Below are 18,769 nucleotides of genomic sequence, written 5' to 3' on the forward strand. Positions count from 1 at the left end.
AAAAGCCCGATGTCGACCATATCGAAGGCTTAAGCCCGGCGATTTCCATCGAACAAAAATCAACCTCCCATAACCCACGTTCGACTGTGGGTACAATCACCGAAATTTACGACTACCTGCGTCTGCTGTTTGCCCGCGTGGGTGAACCGCGCTGCCCGACTCACGGCCAACCGCTGGCGGCGCAAACCGTGAGCCAGATGGTGGATAAAGTGCTCGAAATGCCCGAGGATAGCCGCTTAATGCTGCTGGCGCCCGTGGTCAACGGCCGTAAGGGTGAGCACGTTAAATTACTCGAAGGCTTATCGGCGCAGGGCTATATCCGCGCCCGTATCGACGGTGAAGTCTGCGATTTAACCGATCCGCCAACCCTCGACTTACACGTTAAGCACACCATCGAAGTGGTGGTCGATCGCTTTAAAGTCCGTAGCGATATCCAGCAGCGCCTCGCCGAATCCTTTGAAACCGCGCTCGAACTCTCGGGTGGGATTGCCGTGGTCGCCAGCATGGATGAAGGCGCCACTGAAGAATTAATCTTCTCGGCCAACTTTGCTTGCCCGCACTGTGGTTACTCGATGGCCGAGCTTGAGCCACGGATTTTCTCCTTTAACAACCCAGCCGGTGCTTGCCCAACCTGCGATGGTTTAGGGGTACAACAGTTTTTCGACCCAGACAGAGTGATCACCAACCCTGAGTTATCCCTGGCTGGCGGCGCTATTCGCGGCTGGGATAGACGTAACTTCTATTACTTCCAGATGCTAAGTTCGCTGGCCGACCACTATAAGTTCGATGTCGAAGTTCCCTTCGAACAGTTGTCGGATAAGGTGAGAAAAATCGTTCTCTACGGTTCAGGTAAAGACAGCATCGCCTTCAAATACATCAACGACCGTGGTGATGTGGTGGTGCGCAATCATCCCTTCGAAGGCATCTTAAATAATATGGACAGGCGTTACCGTGAGACCGAAAGTAACGCGGTGCGCGATGAGTTGGCCAAGTTTATCAACACCCAAGCTTGCCAAAGCTGTGGCGGCTCGCGTTTGCGTGAAGAGGCTCGCCACGTATTTATTGGCGATCTTAACTTGCCAAAACTGACCGTTTGGTCAATTGGTGAAGCCCTAGATTATTTTGACAAACTCGAGTTCAGCGGCCAAAAAGCACAAATTGCTGAAAAAATCCTCAAGGAAGTGCGCGACCGTTTAGGTTTCCTCGTCAATGTTGGCCTTAACTATTTAAGCCTATCACGCTCGGCCGAGACCCTCTCGGGCGGTGAAGCGCAGCGTATTCGCTTAGCCAGCCAAATTGGTGCCGGGCTTGTCGGCGTAATGTATGTGCTCGATGAGCCTTCTATCGGCTTGCACCAGCGGGATAACGAGCGTCTGCTGCAAACCCTGATCCACCTGCGGGATTTAGGCAACACAGTGATTGTAGTAGAGCACGATGAAGACGCGATTCGTATGGCGGATCATATTATCGATATCGGCCCAGGCGCTGGCGTCCATGGTGGTGAAGTGATTTGCGACGGTCCGATTGAGAAAATTATCGCCTGCGACGAGTCCGTCACTGGGCAGTACATTTCGGGTAAACGCAATATTCATATCAGCACTCCACGTACGCCGTTCGACCCGAAACAAGTGATTGAGCTTTACGGCGCCCGCGGCAATAACCTGCGTAATGTCGATTTAACCATCCCTGTGGGATTATTCACCTGTGTGACTGGAGTATCGGGCTCAGGTAAATCGACGCTGATTAACGATACCTTCTTTAGAATTGCCCACAAACAACTCAACGGCGCCACCGTCGATGAGCCCGCGCCTTACGATCGGATTGTCGGCATGGAGCAATGCGATAAAGTGGTCGATATCGACCAAAGCCCGATTGGCCGCACTCCGCGCTCAAACCCCGCCACTTATACTGGCATCTTTACCCCAATTCGGGAGATTTTTGCCGGAACGCAGGAATCCCGAACTCGCGGTTATCAGGTCGGGCGCTTCTCCTTTAACGTCAAAGGTGGTCGCTGCGAGGCCTGCCAAGGCGATGGCTTAATTAAAGTCGAAATGCACTTCCTGCCCGATGTGTATGTGCCCTGCGATGCCTGTAAGGGCAAACGTTATAACCGCGAAACCTTAGAGGTGCGCTACAAGGGTAAGAACATCCACGAAGTGCTGCAAATGACGGTGGAAGATGCACGCGAATTTTTCGATGCCGTGCCTGCGATTGCCCGCAAACTGCAAACCCTAATGGATGTGGGTTTGTCTTACGTGCGGTTAGGTCAAAGCGCGACGACGCTATCTGGCGGTGAGGCCCAAAGGGTAAAACTGGCCAAGGAACTCTCTAAACGCGATACCGGTAAGACCTTGTATATATTGGATGAACCAACCACAGGCCTGCACTTTGCCGATATCCAATTGCTGCTGGATGTACTGCATCGACTCAAATCCCACGGCAACACGATTGTGGTGATTGAGCATAATCTGGATGTGATTAAAACCGCAGACTGGATTATCGACTTAGGCCCTGAAGGCGGCGGTGGCGGCGGTACAATCCTCGCCACAGGCACACCAGAAGAAGTAGCCTTGCATCCTACCTCACACACGGCACGCTTCTTAAAGCCGCTGCTGGAGCGGGATGCACAACTAGCAACGCAGTCATAATCAGGTAAGGCTTCAACCTCAACGACGCCTTGGGAGAACACTCCCAAGGCGCACTCCATCGAGGAGGATATTTTGTTAGAACATCGCCCCAACTTAACCAGCTTAAGTCGCGTTAATCTCATGCTCATTACCTGTTTAGGACTAATGCTATTCGCACTTGCTATCGCGGCTATCGATCCGATTATCGGTCAACCCACACGCTTACAAGTTACTGTATTAGATAGCACCGCAGAAAATAGCCTGCTGGCATTACCCGATGGCCGAGTCACCACGCTTGCCCAAGGTGGACTCACCAAAAATACTCAGGTCACCCTGTGCTCGCGCACACATTTGGTCTCAGGCTTAGAGCACTTTAATTTAAGCCCGCACCAAGAGGCGGCGCTCTCCCCCGAGATCCAAGTATTAGATTAAATCCACATTAGGGCCCATGCACTCTAGCTAAATCCCTGTTAGGCTTAGGATTGATTGTTCCTATTGCCAACCTTAAGGATAATCATGGGCAATTTGGCACACGCACTCACTGCAATCATCCGCTCATGGTCTCCATGCACGGGCTTATTGCGCTTTTTTACCCTTAGCCTATGTATGGGACTCATGGCCTGCACTAGCCAACCTGCCGAATATACTTGCTCGCCAGAGGCGATTCGATTGAATTGGGCTGCCTCCGCAGATCTTAAGCAAACAGTAGCAACACTCAGCTCAGCAGAATTAATGGGGCGTAAAACCCAAACGGAAGGTGCTGCCAAGGCGCGCGACTATTTAAACCGCCAGTTTCAACAACTAGGCCTTAAGCCTTGGGGAACAACCTTCGAGGTTCCCTTCGAATATTCCACCCTATTTAGCCAAGAGGTGGGAAGCAATCTGGTCGCCTTAGCGCCAGCGCGACAACCTACGGATAAATGGCGTATTGTAGTCGCTCACTATGATCATCTCGGCATAAAAGGCGGCAAGGTTTACCACGGTGCCGATGACAATGCCTCCGGCGTTGCCGCATTACTCGCCATCGCCAACCACTGGCAAGCGCAGCAACGCGCTGCGCCCGACTCACTCCCCAACATTAACTTAATGTTTGTCGCGACCGATGCCGAAGAACCTGGACTGTTTGGCAGCACTGCCTTAGTGGAGCAACTCAAGCAGCGAATGCCTGAAGCGCAATTTGAACTGATGCTCAATCTGGATATGATTGGCCACCCAAGTCGCCCTTACGCGATTTACCTTGAGGGCAGCCGCAACTTTTATCAATTTCCTCAATTTAGGCCAATGTTGAATCAATCTAACGGCCTGTGCATCAAACTCAGTCACCCTAAGCCTGTGGGGAGAAGTATCCAGAGCACCAATTGGCTAAGAGCATCGGATCATTATCCCTTTCATCAGGCTAAAATCCCTTGGCTATATTTTGGTGTGCCCACCCATCCGCAATATCATACGCCGGAGGATACCTACGAGACCTTGGACTATGTTTTTCTCGCCGCGGTAGCGGAATCGGCTTTTGAATTAATTAAACTCGATGGCAACTTTTTGAAAAATTAGCCGAAGTGGCGCGTTTCTTGCTCAGTTTCTGCGAAAAAACCTTCCCAAACGGTGGATTTATCCTTATCCGGATTGGTAAAGCGGCTTATATGCTGCTATAATCCGTCGTTCGCGGGAAATCGACACGGGGTTGATTTTCTGTCTGTGAAACTTAAGCGCCAATCCGCGCGCATCCACAAGGCTACAACTCAATGTCATCCGATGAAAGAACTTTCCGTGAACTCGGCCTATCCGAGAATTTGTTGCGTGCTCTTGACGAGCTAGGTTATGAAAAACCAACGCCAATCCAATCAGCCAGTATTGATCCACTTATGGCTGGCAAAGATATTTTAGGTCAAGCGCAAACTGGTACAGGTAAAACTGGCGCCTTCGCGCTGCCGCTGCTGAATAAAGTCACCAGCCAAACCACACCGCAAATTTTAGTATTAGCACCGACGCGTGAACTTGCAGTTCAAGTTGCTGAAGCGTTCAGTAGCTATGCCAAATTTATTAAGAATTTCCATGTACTGCCGATCTACGGTGGTCAAAGCATGCAACAACAGTTGAATGCCCTCAAACGTGGTCCACAAGTTATCGTGGGTACGCCTGGTCGTGTAATGGACCATATGCGTCGTGGCACGTTAAAACTCGATTCATTAAAAGCACTCGTGCTCGATGAAGCCGACGAAATGCTAAAAATGGGCTTCATCGATGATATCGAATGGATCCTTGAGCACACGCCAAGCGAGCGCCAATTAGCACTATTCTCGGCCACAATGCCAGAGCAAATTAAACGTGTTGCTAACCAGCATTTACGTAGCCCTGTACATGTGCGTATCGAGTCTAGCCAAACGACAGTTGAATCAATCGAACAACGTTTCGTACAGGTATCACAGCACAATAAATTAGAAGCGTTAGTACGCGTGTTAGAAGTTGAAAATACTGAAGGTATCATCATCTTCGTTCGTACTCGTAACTCATGTGTTGAATTAGCTGAAAAACTTGAAGCCCGTGGCTATGCATCATCACCTTTACATGGTGATATGAACCAACAAGCCCGTGAGCGTGCAGTTGAACAACTCAAAAACGGTAAGCTAGACATTCTGATCGCGACTGACGTTGCGGCCCGTGGTCTAGACGTTGAGCGTATTGGCCACGTAGTAAACTACGATATTCCATACGATACAGAAGCTTACGTTCACCGTATCGGTCGTACTGGCCGCGCTGGTCGTAATGGTATGGCAATTCTGTTCGTTACCAGCCGTGAAATGCGTATGTTGCGCACTATCGAGCGTGCGACTAACAGCCGCATTTCGCCAATGAAAGTACCAAGCCCAGAAACCGTTGCAGAACGTCGCCTGTCACGCTTGGGTGAGCAGCTCGCTCAAACCATGAACAACGATCTCGAATTTATGCGTGAAGCTGTTGCTCAGTTATGCCAGCAACTTGAAGTAGATACCGATCTGCTCGCGGCTGCCCTACTGCACCAAGTTCAGCAGGAACGTCCACTGCAATTACCTGCGATTCAAGAACGTGTTCGTGATGAACGCAGTGAGCGTAGCGAACGTAGTTCAGACCGTGGTGCTGACCGTGGCGAACGCCGTAGCCGTGAATCTCGTCCAATGCCAGCAAGCTTAGGCAGCGCTGAAGCGTTAAAAGACAATCCAGACCTGAAAATGTGCCGTTATGTGATCGACGTAGGTCGTGAAAATGGCGTAGGTGTAGGCAATATCGTTGGCGCTATCGCAAACGAAGCCAATATCGACAGCCGTTATATCGGTGCAATCCAACTTTATGATTCAGTGACAACTGTTGACCTGCCAGACGGCATGCCAAAAGATGTACTACAACACCTGAAGAAAGTGCGCGTGTGTGGTAAGCCATTGAATATCCGTGAAGCTGGCGACCAAGTCTTTGTTGACTCTGGCCGTGGTGCCCGTAGCGACCGTCGTCCACGTAGCGACCGCCCAGCCGGTGATCGTAAGCCACGTGCAGCGTCGGGTGACAAGCCGTTTGCAGACCGCAAACCACGTTCAGACAAGCCAGCAGGCGAACGTAGACCACGTAAACCACGCGAAGAGTAATCCGCAAACCTAAACCCTTAGGTCAAGCGCATAAAAAAGGAGCCTAGGCTCCTTTTTTGTTATCCAATATTTTCCAAATTAACTCATACTTGGCCCAAATTAACTTGCACTTAAGCCATCATGTCTATTAGTGTCGGCGTAATCTTTAGCAATGCAATTAGTATATTTCGATGAAAAAAGCCTTTAATGCTGGCCTGTTATCCGCCTTTGTCGCCCCCGGCAGCGGCCATTTTTACCTAAAACATAAACGCACTGCACTGGTATTTTTTAGCTTAGCGGTCGTGAGCCTTGTGCTGCTACTCATGCAAATCTATCAAGTGGCGCAAGTGATCGCCTTAGATATTCAAAACGGCACCTTACCGCTTGATATCGGGGTGATTTCTGCCGAAATCACCCAACAAACCCAGACCACAATTGCCAATGCCAATGAACTGCTCTATGGCTTTTTACTCTGCTGGTTAGTGGCATTACTCGACAGTATTCGGCTTGGGCTAAAACAAGATAAGCAAGATTCCCTAACCGCAAACACATCGAGTGAGAATTGACATAAAGTGATATAAAACCTTATCAATCTGGCATCGTGTGCACTTAGTCTTTTGGGATTGCCACTGCCCAAGCTTCAATAAAACTCTGATAATTGCCAATGAGTAAATCCGCCGCGAGTGCATAGTCGGGCACCTCTTCAGGGCAGTAGAGGGCGCAGCGGCTACCGGCGTTTTGCGCGGTTTGCAGATCAAATAGGTAATCCCCCACATACAAGATATCCGACGGACTCAACTGCCATTGCTCGCAAATCAAGTGGATCCCCTGCGGGTGAGGCTTTGGCTCGGCATCGTAACGGGTCAGCACTAAGGGGATATCAATACCGAGTTTTTCAATGGTAATTTTGGCCGCCTCGGGCATATTGCGGGTCAAAATCGCCAGCGGCAGTTGCCGCATCTTTAAAAACGCAATCAACGCCTGCGCGCCTTCAATCCAGCTCGCTTGGCGCGAGCTGGCAAGCTCGTAGTCATGGACAATTTCCAGCGCCTGCATCTTGGCCATAGTAGTCTCAAGGCTATGGATATGTTCGAGAATATCGGTACCCGATCCAATACCTAATGCCGCTCTTAAGCCTTTAAAGTCAGGGTTTGAATGGGCAAGCGTACCGTCGAGATCGAAGATAACCCCGCGGATCTGTTCTAATTCAATATCGGTCAGGCGTGTGATCACTAGGATACCTATTCAGCTGCCAGTTAAATGGGTTGTAAACGTCTCGCGCGGCGCTGGCGATACAGGGGCAGCAACTGCACCACCATCACAGAGACAATAATCACACCTATGCCAAAGAGCGATAAAGCATCTAACTCATCGGCCTTAAACACGTCAGGCCACCAACCGAAACTCACCACTAATGCCGTGGCGCTAAAGCTAAATACCGGCGTTAACGCCAACATGGCGCTCACCTGTGCCGTCGGCCAATACTTCATTGATTGCCCAAAACAGCCGTAGGCAATCAAGGTATTGGCGGCGCAAAACAGCGCCACTTGCCAGTCAAAGCTATCCATTTGCGCAAATTGGCTAAAGTCGCTAAAGGGCGCCATCGCAAAAATACCTAAGGCATAGATAACTAAGAGTACGTTGGCGGGGGACAAACGGTTCAACAGTGACTTTTGCAGCAGCGCATAAGTGGTCCATGACAATGCTGAAAACTGCACTATCATCACCCCAAGCCAGATCTCATGATTATCAGTTGCCGAAAAATCTAAAAAGGGATGGAAAAACATTAACATCCCTAAGGCTAAAGCGGCAAAACAACTGAGCTGCACCGCGTTCAAGCGTTCTTTAAAAAATAACACGCCGCCAAAGGCGAGGAAAAATGGCGAGGTTTGAAAATTAAGCTGCGCCGCGCCCGGGGCTAAATAGTCGAGGGAATAGACGAATGACACATAGTTAAGCATTAAAAACAGTCCGGCGAGGATAAGCCTGAGCCAAACCTTAGCATCTAGCGCCGCAAACTGTTTCAAACTCCCAGCACTCCACTGCACAAAAATACTGACCAAGAGCGCCACCAAAAACCGAAACCAAGTCAACGTCACTGGGTCGATAAAACTCCCCGATAGCTTAAGTGCTATAGGTAAAATCCCCCAAAACAGCACGGCAACAGAAATAAACAATAATCCCAATTGAGCATGGTTATTTGCCAAGGATCCAGAGTGGCTTTGATTCACGGAAAAGTCCCAGTAGTACAGCAGAAAGGAACGCCATTCTGGCACCGCACCGCGCTAAGATCTAGCCTAAAAAGCGATTAACTTATCCGCCTGTTTGGATGGTTAAGCTGACACTCAATCAATCTTGCTCAGCGATAAATACTCAGCATTTGAAGATAAGTTTTATCAAGCCTTTGCCGACACAAAAAGGTATATTGAGCGCAATTTCTCTTTTGGCCCAGATTGGATTTATAGAGTCAATTGATATCTTATGTACACATTTATTGCGGCATAAGCCACTCTATATAAGTCTTTAAAAATAAGTCAGTTAGGATAAAAATGTCACCAATAGACACGAAAGCACAGCTTGAGTCCATTAACACCGCAGCACAAGAACTCGCGCAGCGCCGCGCTAAAGGTGAAGCGGGCGACCTGTTGCAAGAAGCGTTAAGGCCCAAGAATTTCCCCCACGCCTTTGCCATCCAACAAGCGATTGCGCAGGAATTTAGCGCCCAAGGCAACCCGATTGCGGGGTGGAAGTGTCTACTCCCGACGGCGGAAAAAACCGTAGTGGCGCCCATCTATCAACATGATGTGTATCTGCAAACCGCCGATTGCCCGCTTTATCCTTCAAGCAAAGGGCTAGCCCGTGTCGAGCCCGAGCTCGCCTTTGAAATCAGCAGCGATTTACCGCCACGAGCTACGCCCTATTCTGAGGCAGAAATCGACGCAGCCCTAGGTAAAACCCGCCTCGCCTTAGAACTCATCAAAAGTCGCTACCAAAACCCAAGCGAAGCTAATCACTTCGATGCCCTCGCCGATGGGTTAGTCAATCAAGGTCTATGGTTAGGGCCAGAACTACTTGCACCAGCCAAGATAGAAACAGGCCATTTCGCCCTGAGTGTTGAAATTGCTCATAACGAGCAGCAACAGAGCGAAACACTGCAAAAAGCAGCTGTTCATCCAAATGGTTTCGCTAAGGCCGGACTCTACTGGTTAGTCAACTTTTTATCCGCCCAAGGGATTGGCTTAACCCGAGGACAATATGTGATTACTGGCTCCTATGCGGGGGTATTAGATTTGCCACTCAATCAAACCTGCCAATTCCACTACGGCGAGCTAGGCCAATTTGATTTGCAGTTTGTGACTAAATAAGTCACTGCCTAAAGGGCGCCAAACCCATAGGCAAAGTAAGAAGGTAGGCAAAGGCTTACCTTCTTAGCGTTCCCCTAGCGACCAACTGCCGAAAACAAACTTGTATCAAGAGTGAAACATTTGTACTATCCGAAGAAACTAAACATAAGGATATACAAGATGTTAGACGGAAAAATATTACCCTTAGCCAGTCTATTTGCTTTAGCCTTAAGTACTTCGTTACCTTTAACTGCCTCGGAAAACAGCTTTCCCCAAGCCTACAGTGACTACCAAGCCGCACTCAAACAAGGTGATAACGACCAAATAGAAGCCAGTGCCAAAAGGGCCTTCGAATTGGGCGAAGCTCAATATGCCAAGGACAGTGTCGACTTAGCTAACCTCGCCATGAACTGGGCAGGAGCGATAGAGAAGCAAGTCGCCCCTTACCCATTTGAAGAAAAGAATTTGCCAAAAACAGCAAAGGCGAATGAGTTATATCAACTCGCATTAAGCAATTATAAAAAGCATTACGGCGAGCATGCAGCTGAGCTTATCGACCCACTACTCGGCGCAGCGGAAACCTCTGTCGAAGCCAAAGATGCAAAAAATGATTTGCTTGATGCAATCACAATTGCTGAAAAATCCGATAAAAAGAAACTGATCGCCGATGTAAAAATGGCCGCTTTTAACCGCTTATCCAATACTGAGCTATATACAAGAAGCGTAAGAAGCTATGCCTTCGAGGCCTATGAAACTTACAAAGAAATCCTGCCCGAAAATGCCCTCGACAGAGTCAAAGCCACCTATGTCGTCGGTGCTGTTGAATATGCCGAAAAGCATGATGACAAGGCGATTCCGTTGCTTTTAGAAGTGGTTAAGCAGTTTGACGCCCTTAACTTTAGCCATCCCTATGCCTTAAGCGCCCACGCTTATTTAGTCGAACTGTATGAGCGCCAAGGAAAGCGTGACGAGTCCACCGCCCACTGTATCGCTATCGGTAAAATGCGCCCTTGGGCCGACGCACAGGAACAACAACCGCTGTTTCGCACGGTGCCTAAATACCCTGCATCCTACGTCCAAAAACGTAAAAGCGGCTGGGTTCAACTTAAATTTACCGTTGATGAACATGGCTTTGTGAAAAATCCTGAAATCTTAGCCTCTAAGGGAGGTGCTTTATTTGAAAAAGAAAGCATCGAAGCCTTAAATAAATGGCGTTACGCACCCAAATTTGAAAATGGTAAAGCTGTAGAAGCACAAATTAGCGTGCAACTGGATTACACCATCAATTAATAGCCCGCTATTTCACCTCATATCCCAGCCCATCGCCTAATCCCGATGGGCTGTTTTTATCTTCTGAAGCAGAAGTAGTTAGCACTCGCTTTATCCGGCTTAAACAAGTCTCACAAATACAAGCCGTCGCAGGCTGCGATAATAGTTGCGCTAACTTATCAGCACTCAGCACTACGGTAGCGTCTGTTGATAAGCCTGCCGCCAAATCGCCAGATAGCAATTGAGTCAGATTAGGAAACCTCTGCTTAGCACACCAACAGTCACTGATCTCGGCGCCAAGAGTCATTGCACACTGATTCGCCCCTTGGCATAAAGGGCACAGCTGCGTGGTATCGAACTGAACGTCTTGTAAGTGCTTAGGCACGGTAATCCTTATGGCATCGGAGTGATAACGCAGAAATAATAATGGTTTTTTGCAACTCAAGCTGAGTTGATTTACACCAAGGTTAGACTTTAAAGCTTTTCAAAAGAGATGCTTCGTGAATAACTATTCCCGGACTCACGCAATTTGTCTATTCCTCCAGCGGAAACTCAGAGGTGATGGCGAATTTCTGTCACTTCTGTGTTGGCTATAAAGCCAGAAAGAGTTGCGCTTGCCCGCTCTTTCACTATTGTAGTATCGCTCATATTGGATTGATTTTTTAATAAAAATGCAAAGAAGGTCACGTTAATATTTTTTAGTCATACGTACGGTTATGTTATCTTGCCTGCTGTCTTTTTGATTTGGTTATGTATATGAATAAATTAATATTATCTAGTTTATTACTCGTTGTTGCAGGCTGTACCGCTAAGCTTCAATATCTCCCTGGCGCGACAGGAATCCAAGCTTTATCCAACAACGATGATGCAACCGCAAATTGCGTTATGGTTGGCACTTCGAGCGTAACATCGCAACACCCAAATAACTTCAGAAAAGCTATTGCGAATACGGTTTATATGGAAGGCGGAACACACTATAAGATCATTTCAGCAGACGAGAGTTTGAGGGGGAAAATCACCGGAGCTGAGTTTGATATTTATAAGTGCAGTAAAAATTAATTTTTGCCTAACCACTTCAGTCGTGGAGCTCCCCTCAATAAATTGCGATCATTTGCTTGGCATTACACCAATAAAGTTATCGTTGTAAGTAACGTAGTTATTAGTAATTGATGCCATACGGCCGAGGTGAATCAAGGTCGTGGGGCTTCACCCCACACCCGATAATAATGCTGGTTTGTTTAGCGTTTTAATTGGCAAGGTTATCGCTGTAATTATGTGAATCATTGCGGCCTTCGGTCGAGATAAGTCAAAGTCGTGGGTCTTCAACCCACACCCGACCAAGGAGGACTGCTCGTCCTATCCTCCTTGGATGCTCCAAGACGCCCCTAACGGAGTTGAAAGCCCCTTGGGCATTTAGCGTCCTTATGCTATCGCGTCAGACGCTCGTCCCTGATTCGACTGACGCTATCTCGGCATTCATGCCTCGCTCACGCAACGAACGCAAATGCCCTGCGGCAACTCCGAGGGGATGGTGAACTCCTATTACTGCTGTGCTGGCAGTAAACCCGGAAAGAGTTATGCCTGTCCGATCTTTCTCGGCAGATTTGTGCCTGTCCCAACTTTTATTCGCGAAAGTGCGAAGCAGGCTTGCCTTGTTAGTTTTTCTTAGTTTCACGCAACTCTTGCGTTGCCACTTCTGGATTAACCAATCCCAGCGAATAATTACCAGAAATACTGGCCACGCCTCCAAGATAAGCTGCGTTAGCAAGCTCGGCAGTTAGGCGAACAAAATAAGTGTTATTAGCTTGAGCATCAAAAGAGATTTGCAATGGTCCAGCACGCCAGTTGGACATAATGCCTCCCTCCTTGACTGCGATTATTGTGCTGCCTGGATTAAGATCCAATACATGGAAGCCGCAGTACGCGTCGCTTTGCCTTTGCTTGTTATATGCCGCATTTATCGACCTTAACACCGCAATGCATGCAGTGAACTTTGTCAGTAAACCATAAAAATGCCACTTCTAACCCACTGTCATGAGTTTCTGGCTTTATTTTTTTGAATCCTCTAACCATCAATGATTTACCGCAATTGGGGCATTTCACAAAGAAAGCTAAAAAATGGTGAACGATTGAAAGCAGCACGCCAACCATCATGCTAAAAAACATTAAAAAATCGTAGGAACTATCGTCGGTAATGGATTTGTATATTAGCCAAGGAACCCACATGAAAATTCCGATTGCACCGACTATTGCAAACCATGCGCTCAGTTTTCCTAAAGAAACTTTCATTCTGCTCCTGTGCTAACAAAGGCATATAACGCCCGTCACACGGGCAAAGTTGAAGCGCAGCGTAAACTTTGTCCCCGTGCTGGCGATTATTAGGCTTTTTCATCTTCAGAAACAATGGAAACTTTGACAGATAAAGTAGAAAAGGCTCCTCTACCAGGGTCAACTTCGCCAGTATGAACAAAGCTTTTAGACCACTTTTCAACCATTTTTAGGTATTCCTGTCTTTTTGCTTTTAAGTTCGATATTTCTGAACGTTCGAACATGGGTTCAACGCCAAGAAATGCTTGGTCATCAGTTCTAAATGGTTGAAACAGTCCGAATGAGCTCCAAGAGACTAACAATGACCACATCCGAATCAGAAATGCAAAATCCTTGTCAACTTCATCCCACTTTACAACCGGCATAGCCTCATTATGAGAAATTAGCTTATTTCTAAATAATAGCGCCTGTGAGTTTTCATTCGTGAAACGACCAGATTTAACATCAAGAGCTGCGTTGATGCAATCAACCTCTGGCTTAGTGCACGCACCTTCACCAAGCATAATTGGTGAAATTGTTTCCCACAGTTTTCTTAGCGAATTGTCACGTTTATCTTTACTCAGTAGCTTTCCAAATATGGAAAATACCCCATAGATGCCTCCAAGATACCATTGCGCATAAAACCCGCTCTCTTTAAATGGCTCACGCTGAGTATCAACATTCTGGAAGGCGTAAATAATTGAACGCCACTCAACTAGCTCAAGAATCAGGTCATCAATTCCTTGGGGATAGTTACCATTCTTAAAATCATCGCTATTTTTCAATTCACTCAATTTATCGAGTTCTGAAAGCCACAATTTTTTCAAATCTTCACTATGAGAGCTATCCACCATTTCTTGATAGTAGCTTATGGCTGAATCAATATTCTCGATGGTTCTTGCCTTATTCGTGAGAGAAACAACATATTCTTTTGCTTCGTCGATAGTATTAAATTGCATATTCCTCTCCCGCCTAACAGTGTATTACCTGCTCTTCTAATAAACCCCAACCCGAATAGAGTTAGACATGGGAATAAACGAGCAAATAATTTAATGATGACAATAAGTTAGCATCATCCTCAGCGGGCTATCAACATTTTTCATCCAGAAAAATCGAGACTTTATTTACCGAGAAGCATTTTGGCGCGGTAAATAGTATTAGGCAAAGTGAAAGGGTAATAATTTCAGTTAATTGCATAAACATCCAAACAAAAACCGATACCTTTATAGGCTCACTTTAAAGTTAGTTTATAAATTTCCCAGAAAGATGGGACGACAAGCACAAATATTTAGGACTAACAGCTAACACCAAGGCAACAGAAGTTCACCCTACCCTGCGAAGTTGTTGAAGGGCGTTGAAGAAAATCGCGTGACGCAGACAGGAAGTCTACGTAGCTTTCGGGGGGAAGGGACGCCCCATCGGAAGCGTTAGTGATTTTCGAATAAGCACGAAACCACTAACCAATGCATGTAACTTCGCTAGGGTGAGTGCTGCATAGCAGCGTTACGAACGAGAGCCACGGATGGCGAACTGGCAGTTAGACATGGACGTTGTTCGGCGAGGACTCTTATTAACAAAGAGGCAAGAGGGAATTGCTGTTGATCCCCTCTTGGTCGGGTGTGGGTTGAAGACCCACGACTTTGATTCACCTCGGCCGTTAGGCCGCTATGACTAACATATTCACCGCGATAATATTGCCAATTCAGAAATATGGGGCAGGCGTAACTCTTTTGTGTTAGCTAATCACTAAACAATAATAATCTGATATTAAATAACTTTAAGTAAAATCCCCAACACATTTTACCCAATAAAAAAGCCAGCAAACTTTAAGCTTGCTGGCTTGCTTTCTTTCTGCGTAACTAATTCACTCGCTTTATTTCACCGCGAGAACCTTCAATCAAAGCGACTAAACTACGACTTTTTCGGAAACACCGGATAAGAGGCGGTGCCAAGCACTTTGCCATCGACGTCGACACCGTAATAGTCGTTATCGTTATGGTATTTTTCCTGCGCTTGTTTCACATCGCCCTTATTGCGGGGGTCCTGTGGCCGTTCATGGGAGTTGATGTAAGCGGCAACGTCCCAAGCTTGTTGGTTAGTCAACTGCATGCTCTTACCGAAAGGCATGTTTTCATAAATGAAGAATGCGGCTGTATTGACCCTGTGCATCCCCGCGCCCCAGTTGTAACTCATTGGGCCCCATAATGGTGGCAGAGAGTAAACACCAGCAATTGCTTGGCCTTGACCATCGGCGCCGTGGCACGCTTGGCAGTGGGCCGTATACACGGCTTTGCCACGCTCGGGTGAGAACGCAAGTTCAGGTTTTGGGATCTCAGGATAACCACGGCCCGGCAGATTTGCGCGTTGCTCCACTGTCATGGCTTTGGCTAGGGCGTCTGGCAGCGAGAAATCCTCACGTTTGGCGCCTTTTACCAATTCGGCATCGCTAAGTTCTGGCACTGGACCATCAAGGTTAGCCGCATCCATCAAACCACTCATCCCTAACCAGTAGGCATAAGCCGATAGCGCAACCAGTTCGGGGCTGCCCGCAGCGGGGGCTTTACCATTCATCGAATAGTTAAAGCAGCCTTGTATCCGCTCTTGAAAGGTATTTACTTTATCGTCTTTTTTACGATACGCGGGATAGGCAAAATAGGCGCCCCACACCGGTGACGCATTCGCCTTGCGGCCCGCATCCATATGGCAGTTAGCACAGTTAAGCTCGTTACCCACATACTTATCTCTTAACTGCTGGGTATTCACAAATAGCTGATAACCCAAGCGTACTTTATCGCCAAAGGCACCTTCGGGAATCGCACTTAAGGGTCTAGGCGTAAGATAAGTTTGATCAGGATTTTTAGGGACTGAGGGCAATGGCGCCTGTTTATCAGGTAATTCTTGCGCCGCTTGTACCTGAGCAGTCAGCACGCCCATGGCGGCCAATAGTAAGATGGCAGAAGATTTCATGGCCGGCTCCTTATTTCAAATTCGCAAAGTAGTTCGCTAAGGCATCCACCTCGGCGGCGGTCAGCTTGTTAGCCACATTGGCCATCATGCCGTCCACATCTCCCTTACGTGTGCCAGCTTGCCACGCCAAGAGTTGCGTCTTGATATAACTGGCCTGCTGACCCGCTAAACGCGGGAACAGCCCGCCACCTAAACCCGAGGGGCCATGGCATGTGACACAGGCTGGTAAGCCGCGAGACCAATCGCCTTGGTAAGCTAAGCGCGCGGTATCATCGCTAAAGGTGATTTGTTCGCCCCTAAGCACAGGCTTAATCTCAGTTTTAGGTAATTTGGCGGAGAAATAACTCGCTACTTGCTCAATACCATCACCTTGCAGTGTCATCGCCATCGGCATCATGGTCGCATTTTGGCGCACACCCGCCTGAAAATGTTGTAATTGGGTGGTGATATATTCTTTAGAGAGTCCGGCCAAGCGAGGGCCAAGTGGCTCAATGCCCTCACCTTCGACGCCGTGGCAGGTCACGCAGATTTGTCCCGCTGGCGGGATTGTTGCCGTGTTAGCGATGGCGACAGAGGTCAAGGCACAGCCGCTAATGAGCGCGATGCCTTTGGCTAATGTTTTAATTTTATTATTCATTTTCTATCCTTGAACAAACCTTGAGTCACACGAAAACGCTTGAAAAACCGCGTTAACGGCTAAACCAAGGTCGCTAAAAAAGAGATAATTGAGTGGTGCGTTCTACGTTTAGCCCACACTAAACGCATCAAAACACCATACTCCTTGCACGGAAGCGGAACAAGTATTAAAAAAATCTAATATTAACCTTTTAGTAACCAAATCGGGTCGCTTCAAAGCTATTCAATAACTTATGTAGCAGATAACAGAGGAATAACGTCGCCACTATCGCCACAAAAATACTGCTCACCCGATACAGGGCACTAAAAATTAAGTCGTTACCTGGAGTTAAATATTGCCCAAACAAAATCCCTAACGTCGTCATAGCACCAAATCCCACACCTGAGCCGCTCGCCTCTTTTACATGGGCCTGTGCAAACAACATAAGGCCAAGCCACAGCAGCGGCACAATCAGGATCAACAATCCTGACCAATCGTAGAGAAAGAGTTGCACCATCACCCCAAAAGACACCCCAAGCAAGGTACCAATGGCACGTTTACGGGCATAATCCAACGCCCCGTTCCAATGCATGGGAAATAAAAGTAGCAAGGTGGTTGCCTGCGCCGACATCGAATCACGCAGATTGAAAATCTGAAACACTAAGAAAGAGAGCGTGGCAATGCTGGCACCGAGCAACGCCTCATGGCGCATACGGTGCGGCGCCTTAGGGCCGGGTTGATAGGCGGCACGGGGCTCCACATCGGGCCAAAGTGCTGTCATCAGATAGGCGATAATGACTGATAACCCTGTCGCCCAAAAGTTACTAAAAATTAGGTCATTAAGATCTGTGCCCGGATAGCTAGCAAAGTGCAGCATAATGCTTAAACTCAGCACGCCATTGGCACCAAACAGAAACAGGCTACCGCGGGACATCGCCGCAAAACGATACAAAAACAGCAGGAAGACAATCGGTGTCATCATGCCTGGGTGGCTACCGAAGAAGCCTCCGAGCAGGCCGACTTCAAGCCCCGCAATGGCAGATGATGCCAATAATTGCCTTACCGCATGGCCACTTATCACAGGGACTAAACCCAGTAATAACATTGGGGTTACAGTAAAAAACACCCCATTACTCCAACCAAATAGCTTACACAGGGTAAAACCAATGGTACCGCCAGTGGCAATGCGCAAACACTGGCGTAAATCATTGGCGGTTAATGGATTGTGGCGTAACAACATGCAAATTGCCTTGATATTAATAGATGTAATGGAGCAGGCTAATGACCTTAATCTGCACCTTGGCTAGCAGGCTAAACAGCGTATTGTCGGGCAGCAATTGCACTGTGGCGCGCGCGCCTGCGGGTAGGTTATTCATCGCATTGTCGTCTAACACTAAATGTAGTCTTAAGCGCTGCGCATCACGCACCCAACGGTCTGACTCCTGCGGCGCGGCTAAACGACCATTGGCATCAAACTGCCCCGCACTCACCCCTGCATCGACACTGCTCACTTGGGCGTGATACAAACGACCAGGCTCACCGTCAAAGGCAATTAATGCGGGATAAGCGGCATTCACACCCCGTAAGGTTTTTTCGCGAAAATCGGCAATAATATCCAATTTATCAGAGACTAAGGCGAGTAGTGGTTGGCCCACAGCGGCAAAACTGCCCACTTCAAGTTGCAGGTTGGTCACCACTCCATCTTGGTCGGCACGGATTTGGGTGTAAGACAGATTCAGCTCAGCTTGCTCTAACGCATTCATCGCTTGGCGAACTCTAAGGTTATCTTCGCCATAGAGACCACGGCTCACTTTGAGTTTATCGAGGCGAGCATTAGCGGCTAACACATTCGCCTCGGCGGCGTCCGCATCACTATCGGCTTGATCACGCAACTGCTGCGAAACGCCATGGGTCGCATAAAGTGCATCTAAACGTTTGGCCTCGCGGCGTTTTTGTTGTGCAGTCGTCGCACTCGCATTCACTTCTGCTTTAGCGGCTAAGAGTGCAGCATCAAGTTCGGCATTATCCTGACGCACTTGTTCTAGG

At 48.0% G+C, this 18,769-nt stretch carries 18 protein-coding genes; 8 read left to right on the top strand and 10 right to left on the bottom strand.

What is annotated here, in order from left to right; all coding sequences use genetic code 11:
* The 5 genes from uvrA to SHEWPOL2_RS18025 form a co-directional block, all read left to right on the top strand.
* The coding region (gene uvrA / locus SHEWPOL2_RS18005) for an excinuclease ABC subunit UvrA (RefSeq protein WP_037430366.1) at nt 1-2,648 on the top strand (2,648 nt) is incomplete at its 5' end.
* Nucleotides 2,649-2,720: 72 nt separating this feature from the next.
* The gene (locus tag SHEWPOL2_RS18010; RefSeq protein ID WP_211164541.1) at nt 2,721-3,059 is read left to right on the top strand and encodes a hypothetical protein; all 339 of its coding nucleotides are present in this window, start codon (nt 2,721-2,723) and stop codon (nt 3,057-3,059) included.
* Between the two features lie 84 nt (nt 3,060-3,143).
* Entirely contained in the window at nt 3,144-4,178 is a 1,035-nt protein-coding gene (locus tag SHEWPOL2_RS18015; protein WP_037430372.1) for a M28 family peptidase, read from the top strand.
* A 191-nt stretch (nt 4,179-4,369) separates the two neighbouring features.
* Entirely contained in the window at nt 4,370-6,241 is a 1,872-nt protein-coding gene (locus SHEWPOL2_RS18020) for a DEAD/DEAH box helicase (RefSeq protein WP_037422567.1), read from the top strand.
* A gap of 170 nt (nt 6,242-6,411) precedes the next feature.
* Nucleotides 6,412-6,786: a hypothetical protein gene (locus SHEWPOL2_RS18025; protein WP_037430377.1), complete on the top strand. Its 375-nt coding sequence runs from the start codon at nt 6,412-6,414 to the stop codon at nt 6,784-6,786.
* Between the two features lie 43 nt (nt 6,787-6,829).
* Here SHEWPOL2_RS18025 and SHEWPOL2_RS18030 read toward each other — a convergent pair whose 3' ends face one another.
* Both SHEWPOL2_RS18030 and SHEWPOL2_RS18035 read right to left on the bottom strand, forming a co-directional pair.
* Nucleotides 6,830-7,453, bottom strand: a complete 624-nt coding sequence (locus SHEWPOL2_RS18030; protein ID WP_037430382.1) for an HAD-IA family hydrolase — start codon at nt 7,451-7,453, stop codon at nt 6,830-6,832.
* Nucleotides 7,454-7,476: 23 nt separating this feature from the next.
* Complete coding sequence (locus SHEWPOL2_RS18035; RefSeq protein WP_037430384.1) at nt 7,477-8,451, bottom strand: DMT family transporter; 975 nt, start codon at nt 8,449-8,451, stop codon at nt 7,477-7,479.
* A gap of 318 nt (nt 8,452-8,769) precedes the next feature.
* Here SHEWPOL2_RS18035 and SHEWPOL2_RS18040 point away from each other — a divergent pair, with 318 nt between their 5' ends.
* Together SHEWPOL2_RS18040 and SHEWPOL2_RS18045 are read left to right on the top strand one after the other, a co-directional pair.
* Nucleotides 8,770-9,585 carry a hydratase gene (locus SHEWPOL2_RS18040; RefSeq protein WP_050991403.1) on the top strand — a complete coding sequence of 272 codons (816 nt, stop codon included), beginning with the start codon at nt 8,770-8,772 and terminating at the stop codon, nt 9,583-9,585.
* A gap of 159 nt (nt 9,586-9,744) precedes the next feature.
* A complete protein-coding gene (locus tag SHEWPOL2_RS18045; protein WP_037430386.1) occupies nt 9,745-10,854 on the top strand; it encodes an energy transducer TonB in 1,110 nt (369 codons plus the stop codon).
* 7 nt (nt 10,855-10,861) lie between these two features.
* Here SHEWPOL2_RS18045 and SHEWPOL2_RS18050 read toward each other — a convergent pair whose 3' ends face one another.
* Nucleotides 10,862-11,218, bottom strand: coding sequence for a cysteine-rich CWC family protein (locus SHEWPOL2_RS18050; RefSeq protein WP_037430388.1), 357 nt, complete (start codon nt 11,216-11,218; stop codon nt 10,862-10,864).
* A gap of 371 nt (nt 11,219-11,589) precedes the next feature.
* On the opposite strand from SHEWPOL2_RS18050, the gene SHEWPOL2_RS18055 reads away from it, so the two are divergent.
* Nucleotides 11,590-11,892, top strand: coding sequence for a hypothetical protein (locus SHEWPOL2_RS18055; protein ID WP_037430391.1), 303 nt, complete (start codon nt 11,590-11,592; stop codon nt 11,890-11,892).
* Nucleotides 11,893-12,488: 596 nt separating this feature from the next.
* Here SHEWPOL2_RS18055 and SHEWPOL2_RS18060 read toward each other — a convergent pair.
* From SHEWPOL2_RS18060 to SHEWPOL2_RS18090, 7 genes are all read right to left on the bottom strand, one after another.
* Complete coding sequence (locus SHEWPOL2_RS18060; RefSeq protein ID WP_181382100.1) at nt 12,489-12,686, bottom strand: hypothetical protein; 198 nt, start codon at nt 12,684-12,686, stop codon at nt 12,489-12,491.
* Between the two features lie 91 nt (nt 12,687-12,777).
* Entirely contained in the window at nt 12,778-13,122 is a 345-nt protein-coding gene (locus tag SHEWPOL2_RS18065; protein ID WP_037422546.1) for a hypothetical protein, read from the bottom strand.
* 89 nt (nt 13,123-13,211) lie between these two features.
* Nucleotides 13,212-14,099, bottom strand: coding sequence for a hypothetical protein (locus tag SHEWPOL2_RS18070; protein WP_037430393.1), 888 nt, complete (start codon nt 14,097-14,099; stop codon nt 13,212-13,214).
* Between the two features lie 952 nt (nt 14,100-15,051).
* Nucleotides 15,052-16,107 (bottom strand): c-type cytochrome, encoded by a 1,056-nt coding sequence (locus SHEWPOL2_RS18075; RefSeq protein WP_037430395.1) that lies wholly within the window; start codon nt 16,105-16,107, stop codon nt 15,052-15,054.
* 10 nt (nt 16,108-16,117) lie between these two features.
* Nucleotides 16,118-16,744 carry a c-type cytochrome gene (locus SHEWPOL2_RS18080; RefSeq protein WP_037430398.1) on the bottom strand — a complete coding sequence of 209 codons (627 nt, stop codon included), beginning with the start codon at nt 16,742-16,744 and terminating at the stop codon, nt 16,118-16,120.
* A gap of 190 nt (nt 16,745-16,934) precedes the next feature.
* Nucleotides 16,935-17,963: a DUF2955 domain-containing protein gene (locus tag SHEWPOL2_RS18085; RefSeq protein WP_037430399.1), complete on the bottom strand. Its 1,029-nt coding sequence runs from the start codon at nt 17,961-17,963 to the stop codon at nt 16,935-16,937.
* Nucleotides 17,964-17,979: 16 nt separating this feature from the next.
* Nucleotides 17,980-18,769: HlyD family efflux transporter periplasmic adaptor subunit (locus SHEWPOL2_RS18090; protein WP_037430404.1), on the bottom strand; the 790-nt coding region annotated here is incomplete at its 5' end.

Source organism: Shewanella sp. POL2 (assembly GCF_000282755.1).
Lineage (GTDB): Bacteria > Pseudomonadota > Gammaproteobacteria > Enterobacterales > Shewanellaceae > Shewanella > Shewanella xiamenensis.

Bases quoted from the DNA above. Each gene is read 5' to 3' on its own strand.
- SHEWPOL2_RS18080 (WP_037430398.1), bottom strand. From the start codon at position 16,744: ATGAATAATAAAATTAAAACATTAGCCAAAGGCATCGCGCTCATTAGC.
- SHEWPOL2_RS18015 (WP_037430372.1), top strand. From the start codon at position 3,144: ATGGGCAATTTGGCACACGCACTCACTGCAATCATCCGCTCATGGTCT.
- SHEWPOL2_RS18055 (WP_037430391.1), top strand. From the start codon at position 11,590: ATGAATAAATTAATATTATCTAGTTTATTACTCGTTGTTGCAGGCTGT.
- SHEWPOL2_RS18045 (WP_037430386.1), top strand. From the start codon at position 9,745: ATGTTAGACGGAAAAATATTACCCTTAGCCAGTCTATTTGCTTTAGCC.
- SHEWPOL2_RS18060 (WP_181382100.1), bottom strand. From the start codon at position 12,686: ATGTCCAACTGGCGTGCTGGACCATTGCAAATCTCTTTTGATGCTCAA.
- SHEWPOL2_RS18070 (WP_037430393.1), bottom strand. From the start codon at position 14,099: ATGCAATTTAATACTATCGACGAAGCAAAAGAATATGTTGTTTCTCTC.
- SHEWPOL2_RS18040 (WP_050991403.1), top strand. From the start codon at position 8,770: ATGTCACCAATAGACACGAAAGCACAGCTTGAGTCCATTAACACCGCA.
- SHEWPOL2_RS18025 (WP_037430377.1), top strand. From the start codon at position 6,412: ATGAAAAAAGCCTTTAATGCTGGCCTGTTATCCGCCTTTGTCGCCCCC.
- SHEWPOL2_RS18020 (WP_037422567.1), top strand. From the start codon at position 4,370: ATGTCATCCGATGAAAGAACTTTCCGTGAACTCGGCCTATCCGAGAAT.
- SHEWPOL2_RS18075 (WP_037430395.1), bottom strand. From the start codon at position 16,107: ATGAAATCTTCTGCCATCTTACTATTGGCCGCCATGGGCGTGCTGACT.
- SHEWPOL2_RS18085 (WP_037430399.1), bottom strand. From the start codon at position 17,963: ATGTTGTTACGCCACAATCCATTAACCGCCAATGATTTACGCCAGTGT.
- SHEWPOL2_RS18065 (WP_037422546.1), bottom strand. From the start codon at position 13,122: ATGAAAGTTTCTTTAGGAAAACTGAGCGCATGGTTTGCAATAGTCGGT.